The organism is Sandaracinobacteroides hominis, from assembly GCF_016464365.1.
Classification (GTDB): Bacteria; Pseudomonadota; Alphaproteobacteria; order Sphingomonadales; family Sphingomonadaceae; genus Sandaracinobacteroides; species Sandaracinobacteroides hominis.
Genome location: NZ_JADCUC010000004.1, coordinates 36,365 through 61,978, shown reverse-complemented (window position 1 = coordinate 61,978; position 25,614 = coordinate 36,365). Strand labels below are relative to the sequence as shown.

Sequence of the window (25,614 nt, the reverse complement as noted above, 5' to 3'; positions counted from 1 at the left end):
GCTGCGCCGCAAGCGCGAACGCGCGCCGGCGCAAGTGCGCGGAACATGCGCCGGAGGCGACAAGCAATGAGCGTTATGCCCGATTCCTGGATTCGAGAGCGCGCTTTGCGGGATGGGATGATCGAGCCGTTTGTGGAGGGACAGCGGCGGGATGGCTGCATTTCCTATGGGCTTTCGAGTTATGGATATGACGCGCGGGTTTCCAACGAGTTCAAGATTTTTACCAACGTGGATAGTGCGGTGGTGGACCCGAAAGCCTTTTCGGATGCCAGCTTTGTCGATCGGCAGACGGACGTGTGTGTGATTCCGCCCAACAGCTTCGCGCTGGCGCGGACGGTGGAATTTTTCCGGGTGCCGCGGGATGTGCTGGTCATCTGTCTGGGCAAGAGCACCTATGCCCGATGCGGGATCATCGTGAATGTCACGCCGCTGGAACCGGAGTGGGAGGGGCATGTGACGTTGGAGTTTTCCAACACCACGCCGCTGCCGGCGAAGATCTATGCCAATGAGGGCGCTTGCCAGTTCCTGTTCCTGAAGGGCGATTCGGTGTGTGAGGTGAGTTATGCCGACCGCGCCGGGAAGTATCAGGGGCAGCGGGGGGTGACCTTGCCCCGGCTCTAGAGCTGGCGGATGAGGTGGTGGGCGCGCGCTATCCACGGCGCTTCTGCGACGACGGTCTGGCGGCTGCCGGGCTTTAGCGGCAGGATCTGCAGCCGCCCCTGATCGGTGGCGACGAGGCGGCCGAAGACGAAGCGGCCGACCGGGCGGGGAACCAGCACGTCGGTGTTGATGGCTTCTCCGAAGCGTTCGGGTTGCAGCTGTTCCAGCCAGAGGTGGTCGCCGGCGCGGTAATCGCCCTGTGAGTCGCGGATGATGAGGCCGATCGCGCCGGGCATGGGGACCGGCGGATGCAGGGAGAGCGGGGCGGTGAGGGCCTGTGCGCCCTCTGCGGTGAGCTGGGCGGCGACGGGAATAGTCGAATCACTTTCCTGCGCGATCAGCTGCCGGGGCTCGACCTCCAGCGCCGTTGCGAGCTTTTCGATCCAGGGAACGGTGAGCTGGCGTGTGCCGGTTTCGAGGCGGCCGATGGTGACCGCCGTGGTGGCGGGCGTGCAGCGGGCTGCGACCTCTGCCAGAGTGAGGCCCTTGCTCTTGCGAATCTCCCGTAGGCGGCTGGTCATTTTCTTTTCCCGGTTATTGGCTTTCCTACAGCATTACCATTATGGCATTTATTTGCATCTGTCGAGAGGAGATGGATGCATGATTGAAGCAAGCGACTATCCGAATCGGGTTATCGGACGGCGGGTTCTGGCGCCTTCGGACGCGGTGGATCGGCAGGTGGTGGCCGTGAACCTGACCGAGTCGCCGCTGGCCTGGCTGGCGCGGCGCGGGATGTTGACGGCACGGCAGGTGGCGGCCGGCGAGCGGTTGCGCGGCGACCATGCGCGGGCCGGGCTGGGCGCGCGGGTGACAATGCGGTGGGATGCTGCCCCAGGGGGGCGGCAGGGTTGGCAGGGAGGCGCCGACACCCAGGCGGTGGCGGGGATCGAGGCGCGGCGGCGATTCGGGGCGGCGATGGCGGAAGTTGGGCCGGGGCTGTCGGATGTGTTGTGGCGGGTTGCCTGCGAGGGTGAGGGGCTGGCGGAAGCGGAGAAGGGGCTGGGATGGCCGGTTCGTGCCGGGAAGCTGGTGCTGGGGCTGGCGCTGGATCGGTTGGTCATGCACTATGATAACCAATACGGTAAAAAACATATTGACAATCGTGACGATTCGGTATAGAGATTTGGGCATGCTCCGGAATTGCGGCTGGGAGAGCCCGCCGCCTTCCGGGGCTTGACCGACTATTTCCGGAGATGTGGTGGCGCGCGAGCTTTCCAGGATGGAGCGGCTTTCGCGGCATCTGGCGCTGTGGTGGCCGGGTCTGCGCATCGAGGCGGACATGGACCTGGTGCCGGCGCTGTGGGCCGACCGGGAGCGATTGTGGCGTCACGTGGGGGACGCGGGCTTCCTGAGCGACGACGAGAAGCGGGAAATGCTGGGCTGGGGAAAGCGCAAGGGGGGCTGAATGGAGGCGATGGTGACGGTGAGCGGCTAGGCGATGGCATGCAGTTGAGCTTTCAGCTGGTGAAGCGATACGGCGACGCGGGCGCGGAGGAAGTGCGGCGTATTTCCCGGCCCGAGCCGGGCAGCGTGCGTGTTTCCGTTGCAGGTGTTGAGCTGTTCGACGGGTGGCAGCTTCTGGCGGGCGGGCGGCTGGTGTTCGACGAGGCGCCACCGATCGGGGCGGCCGTGCGTGCCGGATATGCCTTTGACGTGCCGGTGCGGTTTGCCAGTGACAGGTTGGACGTTTCGCTTTCTGGGGTGCGCTCCGGGGAAGCACCCAGTGTTCCGCTGGTGGAGGTGCGGGAATGACGCCCGAGCTTGCCGGGGCGCTTGGCGGAGAAGCGACTGCAGTGGCCCTGTGCTGGCGGCTGACGCGGGGGGATGGGCTTGGCCGGCCAGTTGATCTGGGCGCTGCCCATGCAATCGGGCGCGCGCAAGGGAAGCGGCCGCCGAACGGCCGGGACGAGCTTTGCTGTGGCGCTGTCGGCGCGGCCGATTCTGGGTATCGGGCGGATCTGGGCCGACGGCCGGGAAATCCGGGACGCCGAAGGACGCTTTGAGACCAAGACTGTGATGCGGGTTCATCGAGGCGATGCGGAGCAAGCTACGGACCCGCTGATTGCGGCTGCGGAAGACGACGGATTGGCTCCGGACTATCGCGGTATCGCCTATGTCGTTTTCGAGGATTTCGCGTTGGGAGCCTTTGGCAATCGCATTCCGAACCTGAGTTTCGAGGTTATTGCGGACGAGGATGGCGCAGAAAGCTGGTTGGCCGAAATGGGGGCGGAGGCCGGCTTTCAGGTTCCGGAGATGCAGGTGGAGGCAGGCGCGACAGGGTTTGCGGCGGTATCCTCCAGATTGGCGGACGACGCGCAAACGGTGGCGCAGACGATTGGTGCCAGCCCTTGCCTCGCCGATGGTGCATTTGGCTTTGGCGGCGGGCGGCTTTTCTCAGTTCCGGCGGGTGATCTGATCTTTCGCGAGGAGGCCGCGTCGGCGGAGGTTGCCGTTTCGGCGCGTCCGGCTGGACTGAGCATTGGCTATTTCGATCCGGCGAGGGACTATCAGGCTGGGCGGCAGCGGGCTTCGCGCGGGAGATCGGGCACCGAGATCGAAAGTGGAGGGGCATTGACCGCGACGGCCGAACTGGCCCGGAAGCTGGCCGCCAGGCTCTTGCGAGAGGCGGAGGCAGGAGCGGAAGTGTTGAGCTTTGCATTGCCTTGGCGCTGGATGGAAATTTGCGTTGGCGACATGATTGCGCTGGATCGCGGCGCGATGTGGCGCATCGTGAAACGCGATGTGCAGGGGCTGCTGCTGCTGTTCGAGGCGGAGAGAGTTGCCGGAGCCGGCTCGACAGCAGTTGCTGCAGATCCGGGGCGATCACTGCCCGCTCCGCTGGTGCCGCCGGTTCCGACTATTCTCCGGGCGTTTGAGACCCCAGTTCCGCTTCGGGTGGGTGATACGCGGATTTGGGTTGCCGCTGCTGGTGGGCCCGGCTGGCGGGGGGCGGAAATCCGCGTCCTTTTCGGTGGCGACGAGATCAGCCTGGGGGCTGTTGGAAGCTCCGCGCCCTTTGGAACGCTGGTCGAACCGCTCGACGTGGGACCGGAAACGATTTGGGACGAACACAACAGCCTGCTGGTGCAGGTGATGGAAGATGTGCCGGCGTTTGAAAGCAGGTCGGCTGAAGCCGTGCTCGCCGGGGCCAATCTCGTGCTTGTTGGTGGGGAGCTTTTACAGTTTCAGAATGCCGAGTTTAAGGGCGACGGCGTGGTGCGATTGTCCCGCCTCCTGCGGGGACGATTCGGAACCGGTTATCGCATGGCGGTGGTGGAGCCCGGGGCGACCGTTCTCCAGCTGAGGCTGGAAGATCTGGCCCATTGGCAGATTCCGACGGATGCGTCCGGCCGGGAGATCGCCTTTTTGGCGTCTGGTTCTGGGGATCCGCCTGGCGGAACCGAGTTGGTTCATCGTGTTGAAGGCGTCGGCCGCGCGCAGATGGCTCCCGTTCACTTTGGTGCGCAGAGGACGCCGGACGGGGCGGTGAGGATGAACTGGGTATCCCGCTCTGCCGAAGCCTGGGACTGGAGCGGAGAGGTCGCGAGCGACACAGGCTTTCGCTGGCAGTTTGCCGGAGACGATGGCGAGTTGTTCACGCGGATGATCGGCGGAAGTCCGCTTGTATTCACTTTGTCGGATCAGGTCGCTTGGTTTGGACGGGCGCTGCCTTCGGGGGAATGCTGGCTTGAAGCGATGGGCGATGGGCCGATGGCGCTGCGGCGTTCCGGATCGGTTCGAATCTGAAGAGGGAGACAGACCTGTGACGGAGAAGACGGCGCGGTTGGAAATGCCAATGTTGATAGCCGGGCAGGGGCAGAAGGATGTCACGCACAATGAGGCCCTGATGGCGTTGGATTGCCTGGTGGGGGCCGTCGTGGCTAGCAGGCAGGTTTTGACCCCGCCGCAAGCCCCTGAACTGGGAGAATGCTGGATAGTGGCGCCGGGAGCGGCCGGCGAATGGGGGGGACAGGAGAATCGGCTGGCATGCTGGACGGTGGGTGGCTGGCGCTTTCATCGCGTGCCGGAGGGCTTCGCGTTGTGGGTCGTTGATGAGCAAAGGACTATTCGGCGTACGGCTGGCGGATTTGCCGAGGTCGCCCCCTATGGGCCGCCGGCGGACGGCGTCGAAATTTCGCAGGGCGGTTCGGTAATTGACGTTGAAGCGAGAGAGGCGTTGGCCGCTCTACTGCACCGCCTTGTGGGGCTTGGGTTGGTATCGGCATGACAAGTGTTCGCGCTTTGTGCGAATTGCCGGCCAACATGTTGCACTTGTAACACAGTTTTGGTGAATCCACCCCTTGCTAAGCGCGCATAGGCTCGGTTAGATGACCCGGCCTTAGTGCGTCATACGTAGAAGGGGATAGTCATGGGGAAGTTCGCCGTTGCGGTCGCGCTCGCGACCACGGTGCTAGCAGGAGCCGCGCAAGCGCGGGATAACTCCTGGTATATAGGCCTGGAGGCTGGCGGCTTCATCGCCGAGTCCAAGGGTTTTGATATTGAAACGACGGCTGGTGTCGGCGTTTCGGATGGTATCCGCAACAAGTACGAGCCTGGCTGGGAAGTCGGCGGCGTGCTCGGTTACGACTTTGGTTCGTTCCGGACCGAGTTTGAAGTTGGTTATAAGAATGCCAATCTGGATTCGGTAACTGTCAATGGCGCTATTCCGGCGATTCCTTACGGAGGCACCGGTGTTCCTAGGGTTCCTGCCGCTGGCAGCTATACTGCTGCCGATGGTAATGCCGAAATTCTTACGTTCATGCTGAACGGCATGTTCGATTTCGGAGCCGAAGAAGGTTCGCCGTTTGGCGGTTTCGTGGGCGGTGGTGTCGGTATTGGCCGATTTAAGTCGCACATCTGGCAACTCCAGAAGTACGGCGCGGCCTTCTCTGACGACAGCGACACTGGTGTTGCATGGCAGGCCATTGCCGGCGTGCGTTATGCTCTGTCGGAAAAGCTGGATCTGTCGCTGAAGTATCGCTTCTTCAATATGAGCGGCCTGGATCTGCAGACCACCAATGGTCATGATCTTTCGGGCAACTGGCGGAGCCACAGCCTTCTGCTGGGGCTGACGTTCAACCTGTTCGAGGAAGCGCCTCCGCCGCCTCCGCCTCCGCCTCCGCCGCCTCCGCCGCCTCCGCCTCCGCCGCCTCCGCCGCAGCAGGTGGTGCCCGGACCGTTCCTGGTCTTCTTCGACTGGGATAAGTACGACATCACGCCGGAAGCAGCAGCGATCCTCGATCGTGCGGCTGAAGCCTATGTCCAGACCGGCCAATCGTCGGTGGTTATCGACGGTCACACCGATACGTCGGGTCCGGCCGCCTACAACCAGGCTCTGTCGGAGCGCCGTGCCAATGCTGTGAAGGCCTATATGGCTGGCAAGGGCATTGCGGACAGCCAGATGACTACCCGCGGCTTCGGTTTCAACCGACTGCTGGTCGACACGCCACTGGGTGTGCGCGAGCCGCAGAACCGTCGCGCCGAAATCATCTTCGGCCAGCCGACCAACTGATCTCCCGATAGCGGGGCTTCACCCCGCTACGGTTGAAAATCGGGCCTGCACCTCTTGGTGCAGGCCCTTTTTCATTGGGGTCACTGCCAATTCTTACGACAAGGTCCCAGTAGCAGCGACAAAGCCTAGCTGCGGCGAACCGTCATTCGCCGCTACGATCTTCCATCGTGCGCATGAGTAGATTTTTGGTGGAACGGATCGACGACTCTAGTGATTGTGCCGCGGTACCCTTGCGGAGGTGCCTCGGTACTTGAGCGCCATTTCCATGACGCACCCGGCGTCCAGTTGGCTGGTCTTTTCCCGGTAGAGTTCCTCCCACGGGGTCTGGCTTGCGGGAACTCGAGGCCCGACTTCGGCACATCTGCGCCTGATTTCTTCGGGCTCGACCAGGGCATCGCAACGGCCAAGGTTGAGATCAATCCGCACCATGTCTCCCGATCGAAGCCAGGAAAGCCCGCCACCAGCCGCGCTCTCGGGCGATGCGTTCAGGATGGACGGGCTATCGGAAGTTCCCGACTGGCGGCCATCCCCCAGCGTAGGTAAGCTGGTGATGCCACGCTTGAGAAGGGCATCGGGCGGCTGCATGTTCACCACCTCTGCAGAACCAGGCCATCCCAACGGACCTGAGCCTCGGATCACAAGAATCGAGCGCTCATCCACTCCAAGCGTCGGATCGTTGATGCGGTGATGATAGTCATCTGAACCGTCGAAAACCACGGCTCGCGCCTCGAAAATGCCTTCTCGTCCTGGCTCTGACAAATAGCGGGTACGGAACTCTTCCGAGATGACGCTCGTCTTCATAATGGCAAAGTTGAACAGGTTTCCGGACAGCACGAGGAATCCCGCGTTGTCCCGCAACGGCTCTGCCCACGGCCGAATAACATCTCGATCGGTAGTTATGCGGCTTGCGACATTCTCTCCTATGCTGCGGCCCGTGACCGTCAGCGCTGAGCCATCTATCTTCCCGGCTTGAAGCAGCTCGTAAAGAACCGCGGGGACGCCCCCGGCCCTGTGAAAGCGTTCGCCAAGATATCTGCCGGCCGGCTGCATGTTTACCAGCAAAGGAAGCCGGTATGCCTCCATCCAGTCCCCGGGGCCGATTTCCACACCAGCATGTCGCGCCATAGCCATGATGTGCGGCTGCGCATTTGATGACCCACCGATGGCAGTCGTCAAGGCGAGAGCATTCAGGAACGCCGTGCGCGTAAGGATGCATGAGGGCCTCAGGTCCTCATAGGCCATTTCCACAATGCGACGGCCGGTGTGATAGGCCATCTGTCCGCGTTCGCGATAAGGCGCCGGGATCATGGCACACCCGGGCAGGGACAGGCCCAGCCCTTCTACGACCGAATTCATCGTTGATGCGGTGCCCATGGTGTTGCAGTGCCCGGCAGACGGCGCTGACGCCGCTGCCTGATCCAGAAACTCTTCCTCCGTGATCTCACCCGCGCCCAGTTTGCGGCGCGCCCGCCAGATTACTGTCCCTGAACCGACCAGATCGCCATCATGCCAGCCATCCAGCATCGGGCCTCCAGAGAGGACGATGGCCGGAATATCGACTGTAGAGGCTGCCATGATCTGCGCCGGCGTTGTCTTGTCACATCCGGTAGTGAGCACGACTGCATCGATAGGGTAGCCGTTCAACACTTCTACCAGCCCCAGATAGGCGAGGTTCCTATCGAGGGCAGCGGTTGGTCGGCGACAATTCTCGAAAATCGGATGCATCGGGAATTCGATGGGGATGCCCCCCGCGTCCCGGATGCCGTCTCGCACACGCCGCGCAAGATCCAGGTGAATCCGGTTGCAGGGCGAAAGATCTGATCCAGACTGGCAGATCCCGATAATCGGCCTTCCGGAACGAAGCTCCTCCGGCGTCATCCCATAGTTCATGAAGCGCTCGAGATAGAGCGCTGCCATGTCACTTCGCCCGGGGGCGACAAACCATTCCCGAGAGCGGAACGGGCGAGCAGGCGTGCGCGTCATCTCTTCTTACTCCTTGGAAGGCGGAGTCCAGCTTGCGCAGCGAACGTCAAATCCGCCGGAAACCCGACGCTGGCGGAGGGTCAGCCCTCCATCTCTTCCAATTCCTTGCCTTTGGTTTCACGGATGAAGCGCTGGACCAGGAAGAAGCTGATCACCGCGCAGACGCCATAGAAGACGTAGCTCCATGTCAGGCTCTTCGCCGCCATGACCGGGAATGACTGCGCCACCAGATAGTTGGCAAACCATTGGAAGAAGCCCGCAACTGCAAGCGCGGAGCCACGTATCTGGTTCGGGAACATTTCCCCCAGCATCACCCACATCACCGGGCCCCAGCTGACATTGAAGAAAATGACGTAGATGTTCGCGGCAACGACGGCGAGCATGCCCAGTTCCGGCGTAAGCTGCAGCTTGCCGGCTGCGTCCAGCGAGCCATGGCTGAAGGCGTAGACCATCACGAATAGCGATACTGCCATGCCAGCCGAACCGATCAGCAATAGCGGCTTGCGGCCGATACGATCGATGACTGCAATGGTGACGAAACAAGCCATGATCGAGACAACACCGGAAACGATGTTGATCATCAGCGCATCATTCTCCGAAAAGCCTGCAAGCTGCCAGAGCGTCGCGCCATAATAGAAGATCACGTTGATGCCGACGAGCTGCTGGAAAACCGCCAGCATGATACCCACCCACACGATCTTGCGGACGCCGAGAAAGCCCGTGCCGCCCGGAGGCGTAAGCACATCAGCCAGACGCGGACGGTGATCCTGCGAGAAGCTCGCCTGAATCTCACGCAGCTTGATCGCGGCCTCCTCAGGTCCGAACAGGTCTCCGAGCACGCGCCCGGCCTCTGCATTGCGACCTTTCGAAACCAGAAACCGCGGGCTCTCCGGGATGCAGAACAGGGCGATCAGGAAGATCGCCGCCGGAATGGCCTGCATCAGATACATCCAGCGCCAGGCCTCGATGCCGGCCCAGAAGGGATTGGTCGAGGCGCCGGCCGATTGCGCGAGGAAATAGTTGACCACGAAAGCGCCAGTCAGGCCGGTGATAATCATCACCTGTTGCACCGTCGTCATCCGACCACGGATATTGGCCGGCGCGACTTCCGAAATATAGGCCGGCGACAGCACCGACGCCGCGCCGACCGCCATGCCGCCGACAATCCGTGCGAGAATGAAAAGGGTGTGGTCGTGTGAAAAGCCCTGCACGAGCGCCCCGGCAAGAAACAGCAACGCCGCGACCCGCATCACGTTACGGCGGCCAAAGCTGTCTGCGAGCGTGCCGGCGGAGAAGGCACCGATGATGCAGCCGATCAGCAGCGAGCCGACAGTGAAGCCAAGCCCGGCTTCATCGAGAAGGAAGGTGGATTTGAGCCCTTCCTGCGTGCCATTGACCGCGCCGCTGTCATAGCCGAACAGAAATCCGCCGATCGTCGCAACTGCGACGATCATGGTGACGAATCCCAAGTTCACCTGGCTCTCCGATGTGTTCATCCCCTCGGTCCCTCCAGCTCGCGCCTCTTATCGCGCCATCTTTGTTAGCGGTAACTTAATTCCCCAATCTGCGCGGGAATGCAAGCGGGTCGCAGGCCGATACGGCGCAACCCGCCGCATTCATCGGCTACTGCGTGCCGGCACACCGGCCGACTCCCGATGCACCAGTTCAAATGGCAGAACCCGCTCTTCGGTTTCTCCGGTCGCCCCGTCGCGCGCGCGAAGCCGCGCCAGCAGCAACTCCACGGCACTTTCCGCCATCTGCGAAATCGGCTGGCGAATGGTCGTAAGCTCCGGCCAGACGTTCGTCGCCAATGCGGTGTCGTCGAATCCTACAATGCTCAGATCGCCTGGCACATGCAGCCCGTGCCTGTGCGCAACGCCTATTGCCGCCGCGGCCATATCGTCGTTGCTTGCGAAAATGGCTGTCGGGCGTTCCGCCAAGGACAATATGCGCTCCGCAGCGACCGTTCCCGAACGGAAGGTGAAGTACCCCTGCTCGACCTGTTGCGTGGAAACGTCGATGCCTGCCGCGTCCATGGCCGCTGCAAAGCCGCGATATCGCTCCTCGCTGGCCATCTGGTTCGGATGCCCACGGATAAATGCCACATTCCTATGGCCCAGCCCCAGCAGATACTCGGTCATCGCCTTGGCCGCCGCGAAATCGTCAATGCGGACGTTCAGTGTTCCGGGCGACTGCCGGCCCATCGCAATCGCTACCCACGGAATATTCGTAGCCGCCAGCTCGGCCTGCACGGCCGCGGATTCCGACAGCGGAGGCGGCAGGATCACGCCCTGTACCTCCACACCGGCAAACTGCCGCGTTGCCTCTGCCTGCTCCTCCGCGCTCTCACCCTCGCAAGGTTCCAGAACCAGATGGCAACCCGCACGTCTGGCGGCTGCCAGAGCACCGATCAGGAACTGGCTGAGATAGGCGGCAGAGGGGTTCGAATAGAGCAGGCCGATCTGCGTCGCCTCACCCGCAGCGAGGCTCCGTGCGGCCGTATTGGGACGGTAGTTCAACTTTGCGATGGCCATGTTCACGGCCTCTCGCGTCGCCTCGCGCACGTTGGAGCCGCCATTCACCACCCGGGAAACCGTCATCGCCGAAACACCGGCAGCGCGCGCAACATCCTGGACGGTGGCGCTCCCCTGCCCCTTGCGTGTCGATCGGCTCATCCGGTTCTCCCCCTCCTGCTCCTTTGCGATATGGAGCGCGGCGCCGCTTTGCAACGGCGGAATGGCCAAATGGCCTGCATCAGCGCCGGGCGTCCAGCCAGGTGGAAACCCAGGCGAGCGGCGCGTTCCAGTTGATCGCGACTTCATTCAACGCATAGGCATGCGCATCATCCGCCCAACAGACCTGCGGCGCGCACTTCCCCTTCAGCCGTTTCGCGACATCGTCCGACATCGCCGTATTGTTCGGCCCGCCCGAAAGCGCACCGGGCGGCGGCGGCGGATAGGCAGGATCCAGGCTCTCCGCCCAGAAGCGATGGTGCGGCCTGTGCATGGCCCGATCGCCAAAGCCGCTCACATAGGAAACCCTCAGCGGGTTGCGTCCCAGCAGATAGTCCATCACATCCACTACAGCCTCGCGGTAGCGCGCTTCGCCTGTGAGGTCGTAGGCCGCCGCCAGCAGCATCGCGCGGTTCAGCAGATTGCTGTTTGATCCCCAGTCATAGGCCAGCGACGACTTGGGGATCGCATATCCCACCTTGTCCCGCTCGGCCAGGAAGACATCGGCGGCGCCCACCACCGCCGACCGCATCTTCTTCGCCTCCTCGGGCGTCAGCCCGGATGGCGCAAAGCTGAGCGTCAGCGTCCCCAGCGGTGCCGTCACGGCCCATCCCGGCTCGCCGTTGATGCGCGCGAAATGCGGCAGCTTCCGCAGCATTTCCAGATAGGGCGCGCCTCCGGTGGTTACATAGAGCTCCGCCGCCGCCCAATAGAATTCGTCGGAAAGATCGGCGTCGCCATAACCGCCACTGCCGGCGAAATCGCCAACCGCCAGGATGTCCGGGTTGCGCAGGGCCGCTTTCCATGCCCGCTCGGCCGCCTTCTGGCACTGTGCCGAAAACGCCGGATCGATGCTGCGCCAGATCCGCGCGCACTGAGCGGCAGTCGCCGCCAGATTCAGCGTCGCTGCCGTGCTCGACGCATGCAGCACACGCACTTCGGGATCCCTGTCGGGACGCATCGGCAACGCCGTCCAGTTCATGTCCGCAATCTTGTGATGCGCCATACCGCCGGCATCGACCTCGCTGAACTGCAGCGGCTTGTCGTTGGTCGCCTGTCCCACCGGCAGCCGCAGGTGCTTCCCGTCGGGCACCTGCATCCTCAGCATGAACTCCATCTGCCAGCGCGCATGATCCAGCAGGTCGCTCACCCCGTTACCGGCCTCCGGGAGAGGCAGGCCGCCGTCGGCAAAGGACTTCGGCAGGCGCTCATAAAGATTCTGCAGCGTCCAAAGGGAAATCCCCCCGTTCACCACATATTTCCCGTGGTCACCCGCGTCATACCAGCCGCCGGTCACGTCCAGCTTATAGTCGCAGCCAGGCCAGCTGTTCCCTTTCTGGTCCTTGCCCGCAAAGCATCCCACCACTTCATGCGGATGTCCCGCAGGCCGCGCCCAACGCTCGCCGCCGGCAAAGCGCGCCTCGATCGGAACGCCGGCCCGGTTGTGATAGAAATAGGCGAGGCTCCCCTCAGCCAACGGCCGATAGAGCGCCGCTTCCACGCGAAAGGCATCGCTCGTCACCCCCGCGGCCTGTAGCCGATAGCCTTCCCCGGGCTTCGTCAGCCCGCTCAGGTCGATCCGCTGCACCATCATACCGGCGGCTGCATCCTCGCCATAGGGATGGCTCAACCCGCTCAGCACCTTGGCGCCTGCAGCATCGGTCACCGTCCACGGCACCGGCTTGCCACCCGCCCCCGAGAGGATCGCCAGCTTCTGCGAGCCCGGCTGAAACCCCAGCTGGTTCAGCGCAATCGCCTGCGCCGGCAGCGGCGCGGCAGCAAGCAATGCCGCCCCAACGACAAGCCACCTCATGGACGCGCCTTCACGGCATATGGCCCCACCATCGCGCCGACAAACCCACGCGCCCGCCAGGTGCTCAGCACCGTTCCGTCCGCATCCGACAGCAGCCGCTTCCAATCGCCATTCGCGCCTGCCCAGTCGAAGTGCATCTTGCCGCCTTCGGCCACCATCCGCAGCCGTATGTCGCCGGCCGGCACGGGCGCCGATGCCAGCACCCGGCCCGCAGCAGGCGTTTCCGCCCCGTCGCGCACCACCACGCGCACCTCGCGCTTGCCGCCGGCATCCGCCACCAGCAGCGCATACCAATATTCGTCGCGCTGGATGATCGCGAGCCCTGCCGCTTCGCCGGCCCCGGGCTCAAAGCGCAACCGCGTCGACGCCTCCATGTTCATATGCTGCTGCCGCCGCGCCACGAACGACGGGTTGGCGACATCGCCCAGCCCTTGGCTCCGCGGCGTCAGGTAGAGCGAGCCGCCCGCCAGCCGATGCCACATTCCCTCGGGATTGCGCATCCGCATCCAGTTCAGCCCCAGCGCCTTGCCGTCAAACTCCTCCATCACCGTGAACGGACCGCTGTTGGGGATCGGAGGCGCCGGATCTCGCGGTAGGTTCGGGCGCGGCGCCACGGTCGGGATCGGCTTCCCCGGCTCCAGGATCACCGGCCAGCCGTCCCCGGTCCATGTGACCGGCAGCAGGAAGGTCTCGCGCCCGGTGTTATAGGCATCGCCGGTATAGGGCCGCGTCGCCAGGAACACCGCCCACCAGTCGCCCGAAGCGGTATCGACAAGATCGGCGTGGCCCGCCGACGTGATCGGATTGGGCCGCGCGGGATCCAGGTCGCGCTGGGTCAGGATCGGATTGTGGCGAAACGGCATGAACGGCCCTTCCGGACGCCTGCCGCGCAGCACCACCTGCGAATGCCGGTCGCCCGTGCCACCCTCCGCAGCGGTCAGATAGTACCAGCCGCCCTTGCGGAAAATGTGCGGGCCTTCGATCCACGTCGGATTTTCCTGCGGGTCCACGCCACCGTCCAGCAGGACGGTGCGCGGCCCGACCAGCTTCATTGTCCTGGTGTCGAACCGCTGGATCCACACCGCCCGATGGCCTTCATACATTTTCTTGCCCGGCGGCACGTCGTTGTTCAGCAGCCAGGCCGTGCCGTCGTCATCGAAAAACAGCGACGGGTCGATCCCCCATCCCAGCTCCTTCAGCCAGACGGGATCGCTCCACGGACCGGCAGGATTCTTCGCGGTGATCACATAGTTGCCACCGCAGAAGAAGCAGGTGTTGACGATATAGAAGATGCCGTCGTGATAGGAGATGGCGGGCGCAAACACCCCCTGCGACAGCTCCCGTCCCTTGAAGTCCAGCTGCTCCGGCCGGCTGATCGCATTGCCGATCTGCTTCCAGCTGACGAGATCGCGACTGTGGAAGACCGGGATGCCCGGAAACCAGGAGAAGCTGGAATTGACCAGATAGAAGTCTTCGCCGACGCGAACGATGCTGGGGTCGGGGTAAAAGCCCTGCAGCACGGGGTTGCGGAAATCCCCCGGCCCTGGCTTCGCAAGGGCATTGTCCGGATCGGAACCCTGATAGCGAAACCAGTCGAACCGCGCCTCAGCTGCCCGCGCCACGCCAGAGAATGGCGCAGCGAGGCACAAGGACACTGCAATTGCTGCAAGCCATGTCCGCCGGCCGCCAGCCCCCATGTTGCGATCCTCCCCAGATCCAGATTATGGTAGCGCTATCTTTTGCAGGGGCGGAACAGTTCGTGCAACAGGTTTCTGAGGAGAACAGATGCGCCCCCTTCTCGCCTTCGGTCTTGCACTATGCCTGCTGTATCCATTCACCGACGGATACAGGGCCATGGCGGCCCCACCCCCATCGCGCCTGGCCCTCACTTTCGACGATCTGCCTCTACACGGCCCGCTGCCAGACGGGACCAGCGCCCAGGAAGTCGCCCGCTCCATCACTGCAACACTGAAGGCAAAGGGCGTAAACTACGCCTATGGCTATGTGAACGGCGCGCTCGTCGACCAATCCCCCGACCTCGTCGAGCCGCTCCGTATCTGGAAATCCGCAGGCTATACGCTGGGCAACCATGGCTGGGCGCACCGGAGCCTCGACCAGCTCACGGCGGCGGAATTCGCTGCGGAACTGCGGCGCAACGAACCGCTGCTCGCAGGCGAGCCCCGCAGCTTCCGCTATCCCTACCTCGCCGAAGGCCGCGACCCGGCCCTGCGCGACGCCGCCCGCAAGGAGCTCGCAGCGCAAGGCTATGCCATCGCTCCGGTAAGCATGGATTTCGCAGACTGGGCCTACAATGCCGCCTATTCCCGCTGCATGGCGCGAAACGACACCACCGCCATAGCCCGGCTGGAGAAGGCCTTCCTTGCCGACGCCGAAGTCGCTGCAACCTACGCCCGCGCCAACGGCATGCATCTTGCCAGACACGACATGCCGCAGATCCTTCTGCTGCACGCCGGCGCCTTCACCGCCCGCATGCTGCCCCGCCTGCTCGATCTCTACGCACAGATGGGATTTACCTATACCACGCTGGACGATGCGCTCGCCGACCCTATCTATGCGTCTGCCCGCAACCCGGCGCTGCCGTTCGAACCCGCCAGCATCAGCGCACGCCCCGGCGCGCTGCCAAAGCCGCCAGGAACAGACCTTTCAGGGTTCTGCGCCTGATCGCAATTCCGTGGCACTCCGCGTGTCACGGCCTTCCCCCGGGGGGCGCGTTGGTCTAATCCACCGGCGATGATCCTGCTTTTGTCGGCACTGGCAATCCTGCTGCTCACGGCGCTCGCCTGGGGAATGGGGTTCCGCAACCGTCCGACCCTGGACGAAAGCGCCGCCTGCGCCGAGGCAGAGGGGCGCATCGCCGGCTTCCGCGCAGCAGCCGTAGCCCTCGCCGACGGCGGGCGCGGCGCCATCGTCCGCGGCCTCGACGGCAGCCTCGTCCTGGTGCTCCCGCTCGGAGACGGCTGGCTCACCCGCAGCCTTCCGCGCCATGTGGCCACGCACGTCTCCGGGCAGGTCATGGAAATCGCGCTGGGCGAACCCATGCTGCGCCGCATTCGCCTCCCCATGGCCGCCCGCCCGCTCTGGCTGGAGGAGGCGCTGGCATGAAGCTCCCCGATCCCGTCAGCTATGCGATCCCGGCTTTCGTCCTGCTCATCATCCTCGAAATGTGGCTCACCCGCCGCCGCGGCGTCGGCCGCTATGATTGGCGAGACGCCGGCGCTTCGCTCACGCTGGGCCTCGGCAGCACGATCGCCGGCGCCCTCACCGGCGCCGCAGTCGTCGCCATGGCGGTCTGGTTCTACCAGTTCCGCCTCTTCGATATCCCCTTCGCCTGGTGGGCCTTTCTCCTGGCCTTCGTGCTGGACGATCTTGCCTATTACGCCTTCCACCGCAGCGCCCACCGCGTCCGCTGGTTCTGGGCCAGCCACGTCATCCACCATTCGTCGCAGCACTATAATCTCACCACCGCGCTGCGGCAGACCTGGACCGGCTTCCTCAGTCTCGGCTTCCTCTTCCGCCTGCCGCTGTTCCTGATCGGCTTCCCGCCGGCGATGATCTTCTTCGTCGCCGGCCTCAACCTCGTCTATCAATTCTGGATCCACACCGAACAGGTCGGCCGCCTGCCGCGCTGGTTCGAAGCCGTGATGAACACGCCCTCCCACCACCGCGTCCACCACGCGGTGAACCCGCGCTATCTGGACCGCAACTATGCCGGCGTCTTCATCATCTGGGACAAGATGTTCGGCACCTTCCAGCCCGAAGAAGACAGCGACCGCCCCCGCTATGGCATCGTCCACGCACTGCCCACGCTGAACCCGCTCTGGGCTGCCGTCCACGAATGGGTCGCCATCGCCCGCGATGCCGTCCGCTCCCGCTCGCCTTCCGAACTGCTGGGCCGCCTGTTCGGCCCGCCCGGCTGGCAACCGGGCGGCGCAGGCGAAACCTCCGAAACCATCCGCGCCCGCTGGCAAGCCACCAACCCGAAGCAGGAGGCCTGATTTGGCCCGGAAGTTCCTCTGGATCGTCGCAACCCTCGTCAGCCTGGCGATCCTCGCCGGGATCGTCTGGATTGCCTTTGCCGACAGGCTCATCCGCTTTGCCTTCGTCCCCGGGGCAGCCTACGCCGAAACGCAACTGGCCCCCGCGCCCGACTATGCCGCCAAGGCAAGCTGGGTCGCCCGCCCCGACATTCCCGGCAACCCGGCGCTCTGGACGCCAAATGGCTACAGCGCCGCCCCAAAGCCAGCCGCCGCCGTCTTCTTCGTCAGCCCCACCGCCTATCTCAGCCGCAGCCGCTGGAACGCCCCGCTCGACGATCCGGACACCAACGACCGCCTCGACCGCTTCACCAGGATGCAGGCCAGCGTCTTCAACGGCGTCGCCGAAGTCTGGGTGCCACGCTACCGGCAGGCCACCTTCGGCAGCTTCCTGAAACCCTCGGCCGACGCCGACAAGGCGCTCGATCTTGCCTACACCGACGTCGAGCGCGCCTTCGACGCCTTCCTGGCGGCCCAGCCCGCTGACAGGCCCATCATCGTCGCCGGCCACAGCCAGGGCGCCCGCCATCTGCTGAAGCTGCTGCAGGCCCGCCGCGCCGTGCTGTCCGGCAGGCTGGTCGCTGCTTATGCCGTCGGCTGGGCCGTTGCCATGCCCGACGATCCCATCACGATCGGCCTCCCGCCCTGCACGGCAGCCGGGCAGGCAGGCTGCCTCGCCAGCTGGCAGAGCTTTGCCGCCGATGCCGATCTGGCCACGGCACTGAAGGACTTCCCCGGCATCCCCGACGCCTCAGGCAAGCCGCTCGGCGCTCGCGCCATGCTGTGCGTCAACCCGCTTTCGGGCAGCAGCGCCGCAGCCGAGGCCAGGCAGAACGCCGGCACGCTGATCGACGGCGCGCTGGTCCCGCACAAGGTCGGCGCCAGCTGCAACAAGCAGGGCGTGCTGCTGATCTCGCCAACGCCAAAGGACATCGGGCCGTTCGTCCTCCCGAACGGCAACTTCCACGTCTATGACTTCTCCCTCTTCTGGGCGAACATCCGCGCCGACGTCGAAGCGCGGCTTTCAAGCTTTGGTGCCGCAAAGCTGGGGCAGGGCACGCTTCCGGCAACGCCATGAGCATCGTCACCACCGAAGCCGAAGCCTTCGCCGAGGCCCTGCCGGCAAAGGGCCGGCTTCTTGCGCTGGACATCGGCACCAAGACCATTGGCCTCGCCACCGCCAGCGCCGACTGGGCCTTTGCTACCGCCCGCGAAACCCTCAAGCGGACCAAACCCTCGGCAGACCAGCAGGCGCTCGCGGCCTTTGTACAAGCGGAAAGCATCGCCGGCCTCGTCATCGGCCTGCCGCTCTCGATGGACGGCAGCGACACCACTCGCACCCAGTCGGTCCGCGCCCAGGCGCGCAACCTCGCCAGAGGCCTCGAAATCCCCATCCTCCTCTGGGACGAACGCTGGAGCACCGTAGCCGTGGAGCGCGCGATGATCGACGCCGACATGAGCCGGGCCCGCCGCGCCGAACGGGTCGACGCATTGGCGGCAGCACATATCCTGGAAGGTGCGCTTGCCCGGCTTGTGCGTATCGTCCCCGGGCTTTAAGGCCGGGTCTCGTGACCAATCAGCCCGGCGTCCCTTCCTTTCCGCATCGGCACCTCCTCGCGATCGAGGGGCTGCAGCCTTCGGAAATCACCTTCCTTCTGGACGAGGCCGAACAGTGGGTCGATGCCGGCCGCCGCGCCCGCAAGCATGACGACAGGCTGCAGGGCCTCACCCAGATCAACGCCTTCTTCGAGAACAGCACCCGCACGCTGCTCAGCTTCGAGATCGCCGGCAAGCGTCTGGGGGCAGACGTCGTCAATCTCGCGGCCGGCGCCTCCAGCCTGAAGAAGGGCGAAACGCTTCTAGACACGGCGCTGACGCTGAATGCCATGCGCCCCGACGTCATCGTCATCCGCCACGAAAGCTCCGGTGCCGTCGCGCTCATCGCCGAAAAAGTCGATTGCCCGGTGCTCAACGCCGGAGACGGCCGCCACGAGCACCCCACGCAGGCGCTGCTCGATGCCCTCACCATCCGCCGCCGCAAGGGGGGGCTGGAGGGACTGCGTGTCGCCATCTGCGGCGACATCCTGCACAGCCGCGTCGCCCGCTCCAACTTCCACCTGCTGACCGCGCTTGGCGCCGAAATCCGCGCCGTTGCCCCGCCCACGCTGATGCCGTTCGATGTCGAACGCTTCGGCGTCACCCCCTTCACCGACATGGATGCAGGGCTGGAGGGCGCCGACGTGGTGATGATGCTCCGCCTGCAGCTGGAGCGGATGGATGGCGCCTACGTCCCTTCCACCCGCGAATATTTCCGCACCTTCGGCCTCACCCGCTCCCGCCTCGCAGCGGCAAAGCCCGACGTGCTGGTGATGCACCCCGGCCCGATGAACCGTGGCGTGGAGATCGACAGTGCCGTCGCCGACGACATCCAGCGCTCCGCCATCGCCGAGCAGGTCGAAATGGGCGTAGCCGTCCGCATGGCCTGCCTCGATGTCCTCACCCGCGAACGCCGGGGGGACAGCCGGTGAAGCCAATCCTGTTCCGCAATGCCCGTCTCGTCGATCCGATGACCGGCAGTGAAACCAGCGGCGACCTGCTGGTGGCAGAGCGGGTGATCGCCGCCACCGGCCACGGCCTCGCAGCTCCCGTCGAAGCCGAGATCATCGAGGCGGACGGCCTCGTCCTTGCCCCGGGCCTGATCGATGCCACCGTCTTCCGCACCGATGTGGAGGCAGCGGTCGCCGGCGGCATCACCAGCGTCCTGCTCATGCCGGATCAGTCGCCGCCGCTCGACGACCCGGCGCTGGTCGAGCGCGCCGAACGACTGGGCAAGCCCCGCCTCTGGGTCCGTCCGCTCGCAGCCGCAACCCGCGGTCTGAACGGCCGGGAACTCGCGGAACTCAGCCTGATGAAAGAGGCCGGCGCCGTAGGAGTCGCCACTGGCCGCACTGCAATCGCCGACGCGCAGGTGATGCTGCGCCTCCTCCGCTATGCCGCCGGACTGAAGATGGTGGTGATCGCCCACGCCGAGTGCCCTGCTCTCACGGCAGGGGCAGCCGCCTCCGAAGGCGAATTCGCCACCCGCCTCGGTATCCCCGCCGCTCCCGCTGTCGCCGAGGCGCTGCAGATCGCCCGCGATATCCGCCTTGCCGCCGAGGCGGGCGCCGCCCTGCACATCGCCTGCGTCAGCACGGCTGAGGGCGTCGAACTCATCCGTCAGGCGCAGGCAGACGGGCACGACGTTTCGGCCGGCACCGCCCCTGCCTATGCGCTGCTCTCGGAATCGGCGCTTGTCGGCTACCGCAGCTTCGCCCGGCTGTCGCCGCCGCTCCGCACGGAGCGCGACCGACATGCAATTCGGCAGGGCCTCTCCGACGGCACCATCTCCATCCTCGCCAGCCGCCATGATCCGCGCACGCAGGAAGAAAAGCGCCTGCCGTTCGCCGATGCCGCGCCTGGCGCCGCCGGCTCGGCAACGCTCCTCTCGCTGGGGCTCACGCTGGTGCACGACGGGCTTCTCAACCTCGCGCAGCTATTCGCCTTGACCGCCGCCAATCCGGCCCGCCGCTTCGGCCTGCCGGGCGGTTCGCTTGCAGCAGGCGCCCCTGCAGACCTGATGCTGCTCGATCCTGCCGCCCCCTGGCGCATCGACGCCGATACCCTGCCGGGCCACGCCGGCAACACCCCGTTCGATGGCCTGCCGACGCAGGGCAAGGTGCGGCTGCTGCTGAAGGGGGGCGAACGGCCTTGATACGCTCCGCTGCGCTCGCTGCCTTTCTGCTGCTGGCCGTTCCCGCCTTCGCCTCAGTGGAATCGGGCGTCGACAAATGGCGCGCAGGCGACTGGGATGGGGCGATAGCCGAATGGGTGACGCCGGCTGCCCGCGGCGATGCCGACGCACTGTTCAACATGGGCCAGGCCTATCGGCTTGGCCGCGGCGTGCCGCAAAATCGAGGCACCGCCATCGATTACTACCGCCGCGCGGCCGACAAGGGGCATGTGGAGGCTGCAGCCAACCTCGGCATCACGCTGTGGCAGGATGGCCGCAAGACCGAAGCGCTCGTCCATCTCCGCCAGGCATCCGATAAGGGCGATCTGCGCGCCTCCTACGTGCTCGGCGTCGCCACCTTCGGCGGCGATGTAGCCCCGAAGAACCCGGCGCTCGGCTATGCCTATGTGCTGCGCGCCCGCGACGGCGGCCTCGCGCTTGCCGGCCCGCAGGCTTTGCGAATGGCAACGGCCCTCACCTACGACGACCGCGCTCGAGGCGAAGCAGCCGCCCGCGCGCTGGCGGACGGGCAACCGGTTGCGGTCGCCATGGCAGGCGTCGCGATCGCTGCCGCCCCGGAAACCCCAAAGCCAACCGACAGCGACAACGGTGCGGATGAGGATGCGGCAGAAGATGCCCCCGCAGCCCGTCCCGCAAAGGCAACTGCAGCCGTTACGCCGAAGGAAATGAACGCCGGCAAGGCCAGCGTCAAGCCAACTGAGAAATCCGCAGAAAAGGCAACAGAGAAGCCTGCTGAAAAATCCGCGTCATCCAAACAGACCGCGAAGGCAAAGGCCGAAGACCCGGACGGCTGGAAGGTCCAGCTCGGCGCCTATGCCAACGAACGCGCCGCCCGCACCGCCTGGGCAACGCTTGTTTCCCAGTCCGCCGATCTGCTGAAGGGCCAGAAGCCGGTCTATTCGCCCAAAGGCAATCTCGTGCGCCTGCAGGTAGGCCCGTTCGACAAGCGCGGTGACGCTGGCGAACTTTGCACCAAACTCGCAGCCGCCGGTCGCCCCTGTTTCGTTACCAAAGGCTGAGACCCAGGCGACTCGGCCCTGCGCTTCGCGATCCGGGCGAAAAAAAGCCGCTGCGCGTTTCCGCGCAGCGGCCAGGGTTCAGGGAGGGAATGTCTCGCCGCCATAGGCAGCGCCGACATTCGCGCGGGCGGCTAAAGGGGGATAACGCCAGCCCGCGACGACCAATGTGTGTTCGCCCATGCACAATTGCAAGAGGGATGATGATTCCAATGAAAACGGGCGTCGATTTTACCCGACGCCCGCTTCATATCCCTGGTTTGGCATCGGTTCCGATCCAGGCGTTTCCGGATCGGTCATGCGGCAGGATCAGGATTTGAACAGCGTTTCCGCCGTATGCTCCCGCGGGGCCTCGTTCTCGTCCGGGTCGACGTTCAGCGCCTCGCGCTCGGCACGCAGCTCGGCGATCATCGCCTCGCGGTCGGCACCCAGACGGCCGTCTTCAACCGGCGCCACGCCAGCCTTCTTGGCCGCAGCGGCCACCAGCGCGTCCAGCTCGCGTTGGGCACACAGGCCCAGCGTCACCGGATCCTTCGGCGTGATATTGGCGATGTTCCAGTGCTCGCGGTTGCGGATCGCCGCAATCGTCGTCTTGGTGGTACCGATCAGCTTGGAAATCTGCCCGTCGGTGATCTCCGGATGGTTCTTGATGATCCAGGCGATGCCGTCGGGCTTGTCCTGTCGCTTTGCCAGCGGCGTGTAGCGCGGGCCGGAGGTGCGGCGAACTTGCGCCGGGCCTGAGGAGATCCGCATCCGATAGGAGGGGTCGGCATGTCCCTTCTCGATTTCAGCCATCGCCAGCTCACCGGCGCGAACCGGGTCGCGCGGCGTCAGCTTGGTCGCGGCGGTCTCGTCGGCGATTGCCTGCACTTCCAGAACATGAATCTGGCAGAAGGCGGCAATCTGCGCAAAGCTCAGTCCGCTATTCTCGACCAGCCAGGTGGCGGTTGCGTGCGGCATCAGCGGCTGGGCCTGGGCGGTTGCCGATTTCGGGCCCGCCTTCAAGGGCTTGGGGCTGTTAGCCATCTGTTGGTCCTTCATTCTGGATATGGAAACGGCCACCCCGCAAGGGATGGCCGGCATGATGCCAGATTAGGGCGGCCGGCCATTCTGCGCAAGCCTCGATGCACGGCTCTTGCCATTGCCCTCTCCGGCAGGCCATGTCCCCGTCATGGGGAAACCGGACAAGCCAGCAGACGCCATTTTCGAAGCGCCCGACGTTGATGGAACACTGCATCCTCCACGTCCCCGCTTCGTTGTCAGCGTCGGCGTTACCGGGCACCGCGCCGATCGGCTGACCCGTCCGCTGGAGGCGGCCGCCCGCGCCCGCGTCGACGAAGCACTTGCACTGGTTGCAGATATTGCCGCCCAGCTGCATCGCGAAGGTAGCGACTGGTTCGCCCCCGGTGCCCCCGAACTGCACCTAGTCTCCGCTATAGCAGAGGGTGCCGACAGACTCTGCGCAGAGGTTGCGTTGGCACAAGGCTACCTGCTCGACGTGCCACTGCCCTTTCCGGCAGAAGTCTATGCAAATGACTTCCCCGATGCCGCATCCAAGGCCGCATTCACCTCCCTTTGCGCCCGCGCCACGACCATACTGGAGCTTCCCGGAGACCGCGCGACCGATTCGGCCGCCTATTCCCTCGCCGGCGGCGCCATCCTCGCTTCCTCCGACATCCTGCTCGCCATCTGGAACGGCAAGGGCAGCGGCGGCCGCGGTGGCACCGGCGATGTCGTGGCAACGGCACTCGCCATGGGCAAGCCCGTCATCCACATCCCCCTCGAAGCGCATGAGGAAGTGCGCCTGCTCTGGCCCGGCGAAGGTCCGGCAGGCGGCAGCTGGCACAGCGCGCTGGAACCGCCGTCCGAACCGTTCGATCGCCCGCATCTTGAGGAAGCGCTGCGGGCGCTGATGCTGCCGCCCGACGAACCGGGCGAGATCGCCGCCCTCACCGCCTTTCTGGGTGAAAAGCAGCAGCTGATGATCCGGCGCATCGAATATCCACTGCTGCTGGCTGCCACCGGCGCCCAGCCGCTGCGCGCAAGCGCCTGGCGCAAGGATCCCTATATCCCGGCCGCCCGTGCCGACTGGAAGCGCTTCGACAGCTTTTGGCAGGGGAGGGTGGCCGACGACCGCTTCACCCTGTTGGAGCAGGGGTATGCCTGGGCCGACAGCCTGGCGAACCGCTTCGCCCAATCCTTCCGGTCGGGCCATGTCGTCAACTTCACCTTCTCGGCCATCGCGGTCGCGCTGGCGCTGTTCGGTTTCCTGATCGGCGGCGACATCAAGGTGCTGTTCGTCGTCCTCGAACTGCTGCTGATCGCCGCCATCGTCGCCAACACCCGCGTCGGCCACGCCGAATCCTGGCAACAGCGATGGCTGGACTATCGCCAGCTGGCAGAGCGCCTGCGCCCCATGCGCAGCCTGAAGCTGCTCGCAGTAGCCCGCTCACCCGCGGTCAGCGCCTCCAACCGCACCGGCAACCGCCGCTGGATAGACTGGTACGCCACCTCGATCTGGCGCCAGCTCGGCATGCCCAGCGGCAGGATCGATCATGCGCTGCTGGTAAAGCTGACCGACGTCGTCGCCAACGAGGAGGTCGGCCCGGAAATTGCCTATCACCATCGAAACTCGCACCGGATGGCGCATGTGAACCATCGGCTGCACCAGTTCGGCTCGATCTGCTTCATCTCCACCGTGCTGCTCTGCATCGGCTTTCTGTTCGCCACCACCTTCCTCAGCCACGAGGCAGCGAAGATGAGTGCGATCTACTTCACCGTCGCCACCGCGACGCTCCCGGCCTTTGGCACGGCTGCCTATGGTCTGCGGGTGCAGGGCGATTTCGCCGGCAGCTCCGCCCGTTCGGCCGCCACGGCAGACGCACTCTCGGCCCTGATGTCGGAACTGGATACCCACCCCTCACTGGCGCGCACCGCCGCCATCGCCAATGCAGCCGCCGCCATCATGCTGGTCGATCTCGCTGAATGGCGCCTCACCTACCAGCAGCGGGCGCTGGAGATTCCGGGCTAAGGCTCTTGAACTGGCCCCGCAAAGGGCCATCTCGCGCCATCGGGCCGGTGATCCATCGGCCAGAGAGGAGCAGCAATGGCCGCCACGGCAACTCTGGGAGCATTCGACCGCCTGGCCGGCATCTCCGGCGTAGGGCGCGACCCGCGGTCTGTCCGCTCCCGCCTGATCGTGCTGGAGCGCATCCTGGAGGGCGTCATCCGGCTCCCCGGCAACCAGCGCGTCGGTCTCGACGCCTTCATCGGCTTCGTTCCCGTCGTCGGCGATCTGCTCTCGGCGACGATTGGAACCTATCTGGTCTGGGAAGCGCGTAACATCGGCATGTCCCGCTGGAAATGCACCCGCATGCTCGCTCGCGTCGGCATGGATGCCGCCATCGGCGCCATCCCGGTGGCAGGCGACGTCTTCGACTTCCTCTATCGCTCCAACAGCCGCAATGTGAAGGCCATCCTTGCCCACATCGATCGCCACCACTGCGGCGCCGGCGTCATCGATGGCGTGAAGCTTTAACCCAGCAATCGATCCCGCCATATCCGGCCGCCCCCAGCGGCTGCATCCGGCGGCCGCGCTTCCTGTCCATCCCGCCCAGTGCCAGCACCGGCCCGGGCGCGCCACGCGCGGCGAGGCCAAAGCGAACCGGCCCCAGAAACTCGGCGCCCGGATGGCTTCGTGTCGAAAACACCGGCGACAGGAATACGAGGTCCGCACCCCGGCGAAAGGCCTCCAGCATTTCCCTGCGCCCATGCGCCGGAGCCGTCACCAGCTTGCCGACAGCCGGCCTGGACCGTCTCCCGCCGGCACTTCGACCAAGGTGAACGCCGTCGGGCGCGCCGGAGATGCCGCTACCCACCAGCAGCAGCCCGCGTCTTGCGGCAAGTCTCGCAACCCGTGCCAGCAATCGCCTCCGCTCGCCCCTCTTCAGCCCATAGTGGCGAAAGACGATCCCTGCCCCGCGCGGCAGATTGCGGATCGCCAGCCACAGCTCGTCATCCGCCTTCAGCCCGCCCAGCCTGTCGTCTGTCATC

At 65.1% G+C, this 25,614-nt stretch carries 25 protein-coding genes; 17 read left to right on the top strand and 8 right to left on the bottom strand.

Going from position 1 to position 25,614, the window contains the following annotated elements:
• Window positions 1-66 precede the first annotated feature (66 nt).
• Window positions 67-621 (top strand): dCTP deaminase, encoded by a 555-nt coding sequence (dcd, locus tag IM784_RS09775; protein WP_199555147.1) that lies wholly within the window; start codon window positions 67-69, stop codon window positions 619-621.
• Here the strand turns inward: dcd and IM784_RS09770 are convergent.
• Window positions 618-1,181 (bottom strand): helix-turn-helix domain-containing protein, encoded by a 564-nt coding sequence (locus IM784_RS09770; RefSeq protein WP_199555146.1) that lies wholly within the window; start codon window positions 1,179-1,181, stop codon window positions 618-620. The genes dcd and IM784_RS09770 overlap by 4 nt on opposite strands.
• A gap of 79 nt (window positions 1,182-1,260) precedes the next feature.
• Between IM784_RS09770 and IM784_RS09765 the strand changes: the two genes are divergently transcribed.
• The 6 genes from IM784_RS09765 to IM784_RS09740 all read left to right on the top strand — a co-directional run bounded on the left by IM784_RS09765 (window position 1,261) and on the right by IM784_RS09740 (window position 6,172).
• Complete coding sequence (locus tag IM784_RS09765; protein WP_235976944.1) at window positions 1,261-1,779, top strand: DUF6456 domain-containing protein; 519 nt, start codon at window positions 1,261-1,263, stop codon at window positions 1,777-1,779.
• A gap of 79 nt (window positions 1,780-1,858) precedes the next feature.
• Window positions 1,859-2,065 (top strand): hypothetical protein, encoded by a 207-nt coding sequence (locus IM784_RS09760; RefSeq protein ID WP_199555145.1) that lies wholly within the window; start codon window positions 1,859-1,861, stop codon window positions 2,063-2,065.
• Between the two features lie 38 nt (window positions 2,066-2,103).
• A complete protein-coding gene (locus IM784_RS09755; RefSeq protein WP_199555144.1) occupies window positions 2,104-2,412 on the top strand; it encodes a DUF2460 domain-containing protein in 309 nt (102 codons plus the stop codon).
• A gap of 72 nt (window positions 2,413-2,484) precedes the next feature.
• Window positions 2,485-4,407 (top strand): phage tail protein, encoded by a 1,923-nt coding sequence (locus IM784_RS09750; RefSeq protein WP_199555143.1) that lies wholly within the window; start codon window positions 2,485-2,487, stop codon window positions 4,405-4,407.
• A 16-nt stretch (window positions 4,408-4,423) separates the two neighbouring features.
• Window positions 4,424-4,888 carry a DUF2793 domain-containing protein gene (locus IM784_RS09745; RefSeq protein WP_199555142.1) on the top strand — a complete coding sequence of 155 codons (465 nt, stop codon included), beginning with the start codon at window positions 4,424-4,426 and terminating at the stop codon, window positions 4,886-4,888.
• Between the two features lie 141 nt (window positions 4,889-5,029).
• Window positions 5,030-6,172, top strand: coding sequence for an OmpA family protein (locus IM784_RS09740; protein ID WP_199555141.1), 1,143 nt, complete (start codon window positions 5,030-5,032; stop codon window positions 6,170-6,172).
• Window positions 6,173-6,379: 207 nt separating this feature from the next.
• Here IM784_RS09740 and IM784_RS09735 read toward each other — a convergent pair whose 3' ends face one another.
• The 5 genes from IM784_RS09735 to IM784_RS09715 form a co-directional block, all read right to left on the bottom strand.
• Window positions 6,380-8,155 (bottom strand): IlvD/Edd family dehydratase, encoded by a 1,776-nt coding sequence (locus tag IM784_RS09735; RefSeq protein ID WP_199555140.1) that lies wholly within the window; start codon window positions 8,153-8,155, stop codon window positions 6,380-6,382.
• Between the two features lie 80 nt (window positions 8,156-8,235).
• Window positions 8,236-9,651, bottom strand: coding sequence for a sugar porter family MFS transporter (locus tag IM784_RS09730; RefSeq protein WP_199555139.1), 1,416 nt, complete (start codon window positions 9,649-9,651; stop codon window positions 8,236-8,238).
• A gap of 120 nt (window positions 9,652-9,771) precedes the next feature.
• Entirely contained in the window at window positions 9,772-10,830 is a 1,059-nt protein-coding gene (locus IM784_RS09725; RefSeq protein ID WP_199555138.1) for a LacI family DNA-binding transcriptional regulator, read from the bottom strand.
• A 79-nt stretch (window positions 10,831-10,909) separates the two neighbouring features.
• Window positions 10,910-12,700, bottom strand: coding sequence for a glycoside hydrolase family 9 protein (locus IM784_RS09720; RefSeq protein ID WP_199555137.1), 1,791 nt, complete (start codon window positions 12,698-12,700; stop codon window positions 10,910-10,912).
• A complete protein-coding gene (locus IM784_RS09715; RefSeq protein ID WP_328799502.1) occupies window positions 12,697-14,322 on the bottom strand; it encodes a glycoside hydrolase family 43 protein in 1,626 nt (541 codons plus the stop codon). The genes IM784_RS09720 and IM784_RS09715 overlap by 4 nt, the downstream gene beginning before the upstream one ends.
• Window positions 14,323-14,485: 163 nt before the next feature.
• Here IM784_RS09715 and IM784_RS09710 point away from each other — a divergent pair, with 163 nt between their 5' ends.
• The 8 genes from IM784_RS09710 to IM784_RS09675 all read left to right on the top strand — a co-directional run bounded on the left by IM784_RS09710 (window position 14,486) and on the right by IM784_RS09675 (window position 21,564).
• Complete coding sequence (locus tag IM784_RS09710; RefSeq protein ID WP_199555135.1) at window positions 14,486-15,382, top strand: polysaccharide deacetylase family protein; 897 nt, start codon at window positions 14,486-14,488, stop codon at window positions 15,380-15,382.
• 69 nt (window positions 15,383-15,451) lie between these two features.
• Window positions 15,452-15,823, top strand: coding sequence for a hypothetical protein (locus IM784_RS09705; RefSeq protein ID WP_199555134.1), 372 nt, complete (start codon window positions 15,452-15,454; stop codon window positions 15,821-15,823).
• Entirely contained in the window at window positions 15,820-16,716 is an 897-nt protein-coding gene (locus IM784_RS09700; protein ID WP_199555133.1) for a sterol desaturase family protein, read from the top strand. The genes IM784_RS09705 and IM784_RS09700 overlap by 4 nt, the downstream gene beginning before the upstream one ends.
• A 1-nt stretch (window position 16,717) precedes the next feature.
• Window positions 16,718-17,833 carry a DUF3089 domain-containing protein gene (locus tag IM784_RS09695; protein ID WP_199555132.1) on the top strand — a complete coding sequence of 372 codons (1,116 nt, stop codon included), beginning with the start codon at window positions 16,718-16,720 and terminating at the stop codon, window positions 17,831-17,833.
• Complete coding sequence (gene ruvX / locus IM784_RS09690; RefSeq protein ID WP_199555131.1) at window positions 17,830-18,312, top strand: Holliday junction resolvase RuvX; 483 nt, start codon at window positions 17,830-17,832, stop codon at window positions 18,310-18,312. The genes IM784_RS09695 and ruvX overlap by 4 nt, the downstream gene beginning before the upstream one ends.
• Before the next feature lie 11 nt (window positions 18,313-18,323).
• Window positions 18,324-19,283, top strand: a complete 960-nt coding sequence (locus IM784_RS09685) for an aspartate carbamoyltransferase catalytic subunit (protein WP_199555130.1) — start codon at window positions 18,324-18,326, stop codon at window positions 19,281-19,283.
• Window positions 19,280-20,506, top strand: a complete 1,227-nt coding sequence (locus IM784_RS09680; RefSeq protein ID WP_328799500.1) for a dihydroorotase — start codon at window positions 19,280-19,282, stop codon at window positions 20,504-20,506. Before IM784_RS09685 ends, IM784_RS09680 begins: the two co-directional genes overlap by 4 nt.
• Entirely contained in the window at window positions 20,503-21,564 is a 1,062-nt protein-coding gene (locus IM784_RS09675; protein WP_199555129.1) for an SPOR domain-containing protein, read from the top strand. Before IM784_RS09680 ends, IM784_RS09675 begins: the two co-directional genes overlap by 4 nt.
• Window positions 21,565-21,870: 306 nt before the next feature.
• On the opposite strand, the gene IM784_RS09670 is transcribed toward IM784_RS09675, so the two are convergent.
• Window positions 21,871-22,521, bottom strand: coding sequence for a DUF1013 domain-containing protein (locus IM784_RS09670; protein ID WP_199555426.1), 651 nt, complete (start codon window positions 22,519-22,521; stop codon window positions 21,871-21,873).
• 211 nt (window positions 22,522-22,732) lie between these two features.
• Between IM784_RS09670 and IM784_RS09665 the strand changes: the two genes are divergently transcribed.
• The gene (locus tag IM784_RS09665; RefSeq protein WP_199555128.1) at window positions 22,733-24,592 is read left to right on the top strand and encodes a hypothetical protein; all 1,860 of its coding nucleotides are present in this window, start codon (window positions 22,733-22,735) and stop codon (window positions 24,590-24,592) included.
• 75 nt (window positions 24,593-24,667) lie between these two features.
• Entirely contained in the window at window positions 24,668-25,099 is a 432-nt protein-coding gene (locus IM784_RS09660) for a DUF4112 domain-containing protein (protein WP_199555127.1), read from the top strand.
• On the opposite strand, the gene IM784_RS09655 is transcribed toward IM784_RS09660, so the two are convergent.
• The gene (locus IM784_RS09655; protein WP_199555126.1) at window positions 25,077-25,613 is read right to left on the bottom strand and encodes a thiamine phosphate synthase; all 537 of its coding nucleotides are present in this window, start codon (window positions 25,611-25,613) and stop codon (window positions 25,077-25,079) included. The two genes, IM784_RS09660 and IM784_RS09655, sit on opposite strands and share 23 nt — an antisense overlap.
• Window position 25,614: the final 1 nt, after the last annotated feature.

Bases quoted from the DNA above. Each gene is read 5' to 3' on its own strand.
- dcd (WP_199555147.1), top strand. From the start codon at position 67: ATGAGCGTTATGCCCGATTCCTGGATTCGAGAGCGCGCTTTGCGGGAT.
- IM784_RS09770 (WP_199555146.1), bottom strand. From the start codon at position 1,181: ATGACCAGCCGCCTACGGGAGATTCGCAAGAGCAAGGGCCTCACTCTG.
- IM784_RS09765 (WP_235976944.1), top strand. From the start codon at position 1,261: ATGATTGAAGCAAGCGACTATCCGAATCGGGTTATCGGACGGCGGGTT.
- IM784_RS09755 (WP_199555144.1), top strand. From the start codon at position 2,104: ATGCAGTTGAGCTTTCAGCTGGTGAAGCGATACGGCGACGCGGGCGCG.
- IM784_RS09750 (WP_199555143.1), top strand. From the start codon at position 2,485: ATGGGCTTGGCCGGCCAGTTGATCTGGGCGCTGCCCATGCAATCGGGC.
- IM784_RS09740 (WP_199555141.1), top strand. From the start codon at position 5,030: ATGGGGAAGTTCGCCGTTGCGGTCGCGCTCGCGACCACGGTGCTAGCA.
- IM784_RS09735 (WP_199555140.1), bottom strand. From the start codon at position 8,155: ATGACGCGCACGCCTGCTCGCCCGTTCCGCTCTCGGGAATGGTTTGTC.
- IM784_RS09730 (WP_199555139.1), bottom strand. From the start codon at position 9,651: ATGAACACATCGGAGAGCCAGGTGAACTTGGGATTCGTCACCATGATC.
- IM784_RS09725 (WP_199555138.1), bottom strand. From the start codon at position 10,830: ATGAGCCGATCGACACGCAAGGGGCAGGGGAGCGCCACCGTCCAGGAT.
- IM784_RS09720 (WP_199555137.1), bottom strand. From the start codon at position 12,700: ATGAGGTGGCTTGTCGTTGGGGCGGCATTGCTTGCTGCCGCGCCGCTG.
- IM784_RS09710 (WP_199555135.1), top strand. From the start codon at position 14,486: ATGCGCCCCCTTCTCGCCTTCGGTCTTGCACTATGCCTGCTGTATCCA.
- IM784_RS09705 (WP_199555134.1), top strand. From the start codon at position 15,452: ATGATCCTGCTTTTGTCGGCACTGGCAATCCTGCTGCTCACGGCGCTC.
- IM784_RS09700 (WP_199555133.1), top strand. From the start codon at position 15,820: ATGAAGCTCCCCGATCCCGTCAGCTATGCGATCCCGGCTTTCGTCCTG.
- ruvX (WP_199555131.1), top strand. From the start codon at position 17,830: ATGAGCATCGTCACCACCGAAGCCGAAGCCTTCGCCGAGGCCCTGCCG.
- IM784_RS09670 (WP_199555426.1), bottom strand. From the start codon at position 22,521: ATGCCGCACGCAACCGCCACCTGGCTGGTCGAGAATAGCGGACTGAGC.
- IM784_RS09665 (WP_199555128.1), top strand. From the start codon at position 22,733: ATGGGGAAACCGGACAAGCCAGCAGACGCCATTTTCGAAGCGCCCGAC.
- IM784_RS09660 (WP_199555127.1), top strand. From the start codon at position 24,668: ATGGCCGCCACGGCAACTCTGGGAGCATTCGACCGCCTGGCCGGCATC.
- IM784_RS09655 (WP_199555126.1), bottom strand. From the start codon at position 25,613: ATGACAGACGACAGGCTGGGCGGGCTGAAGGCGGATGACGAGCTGTGG.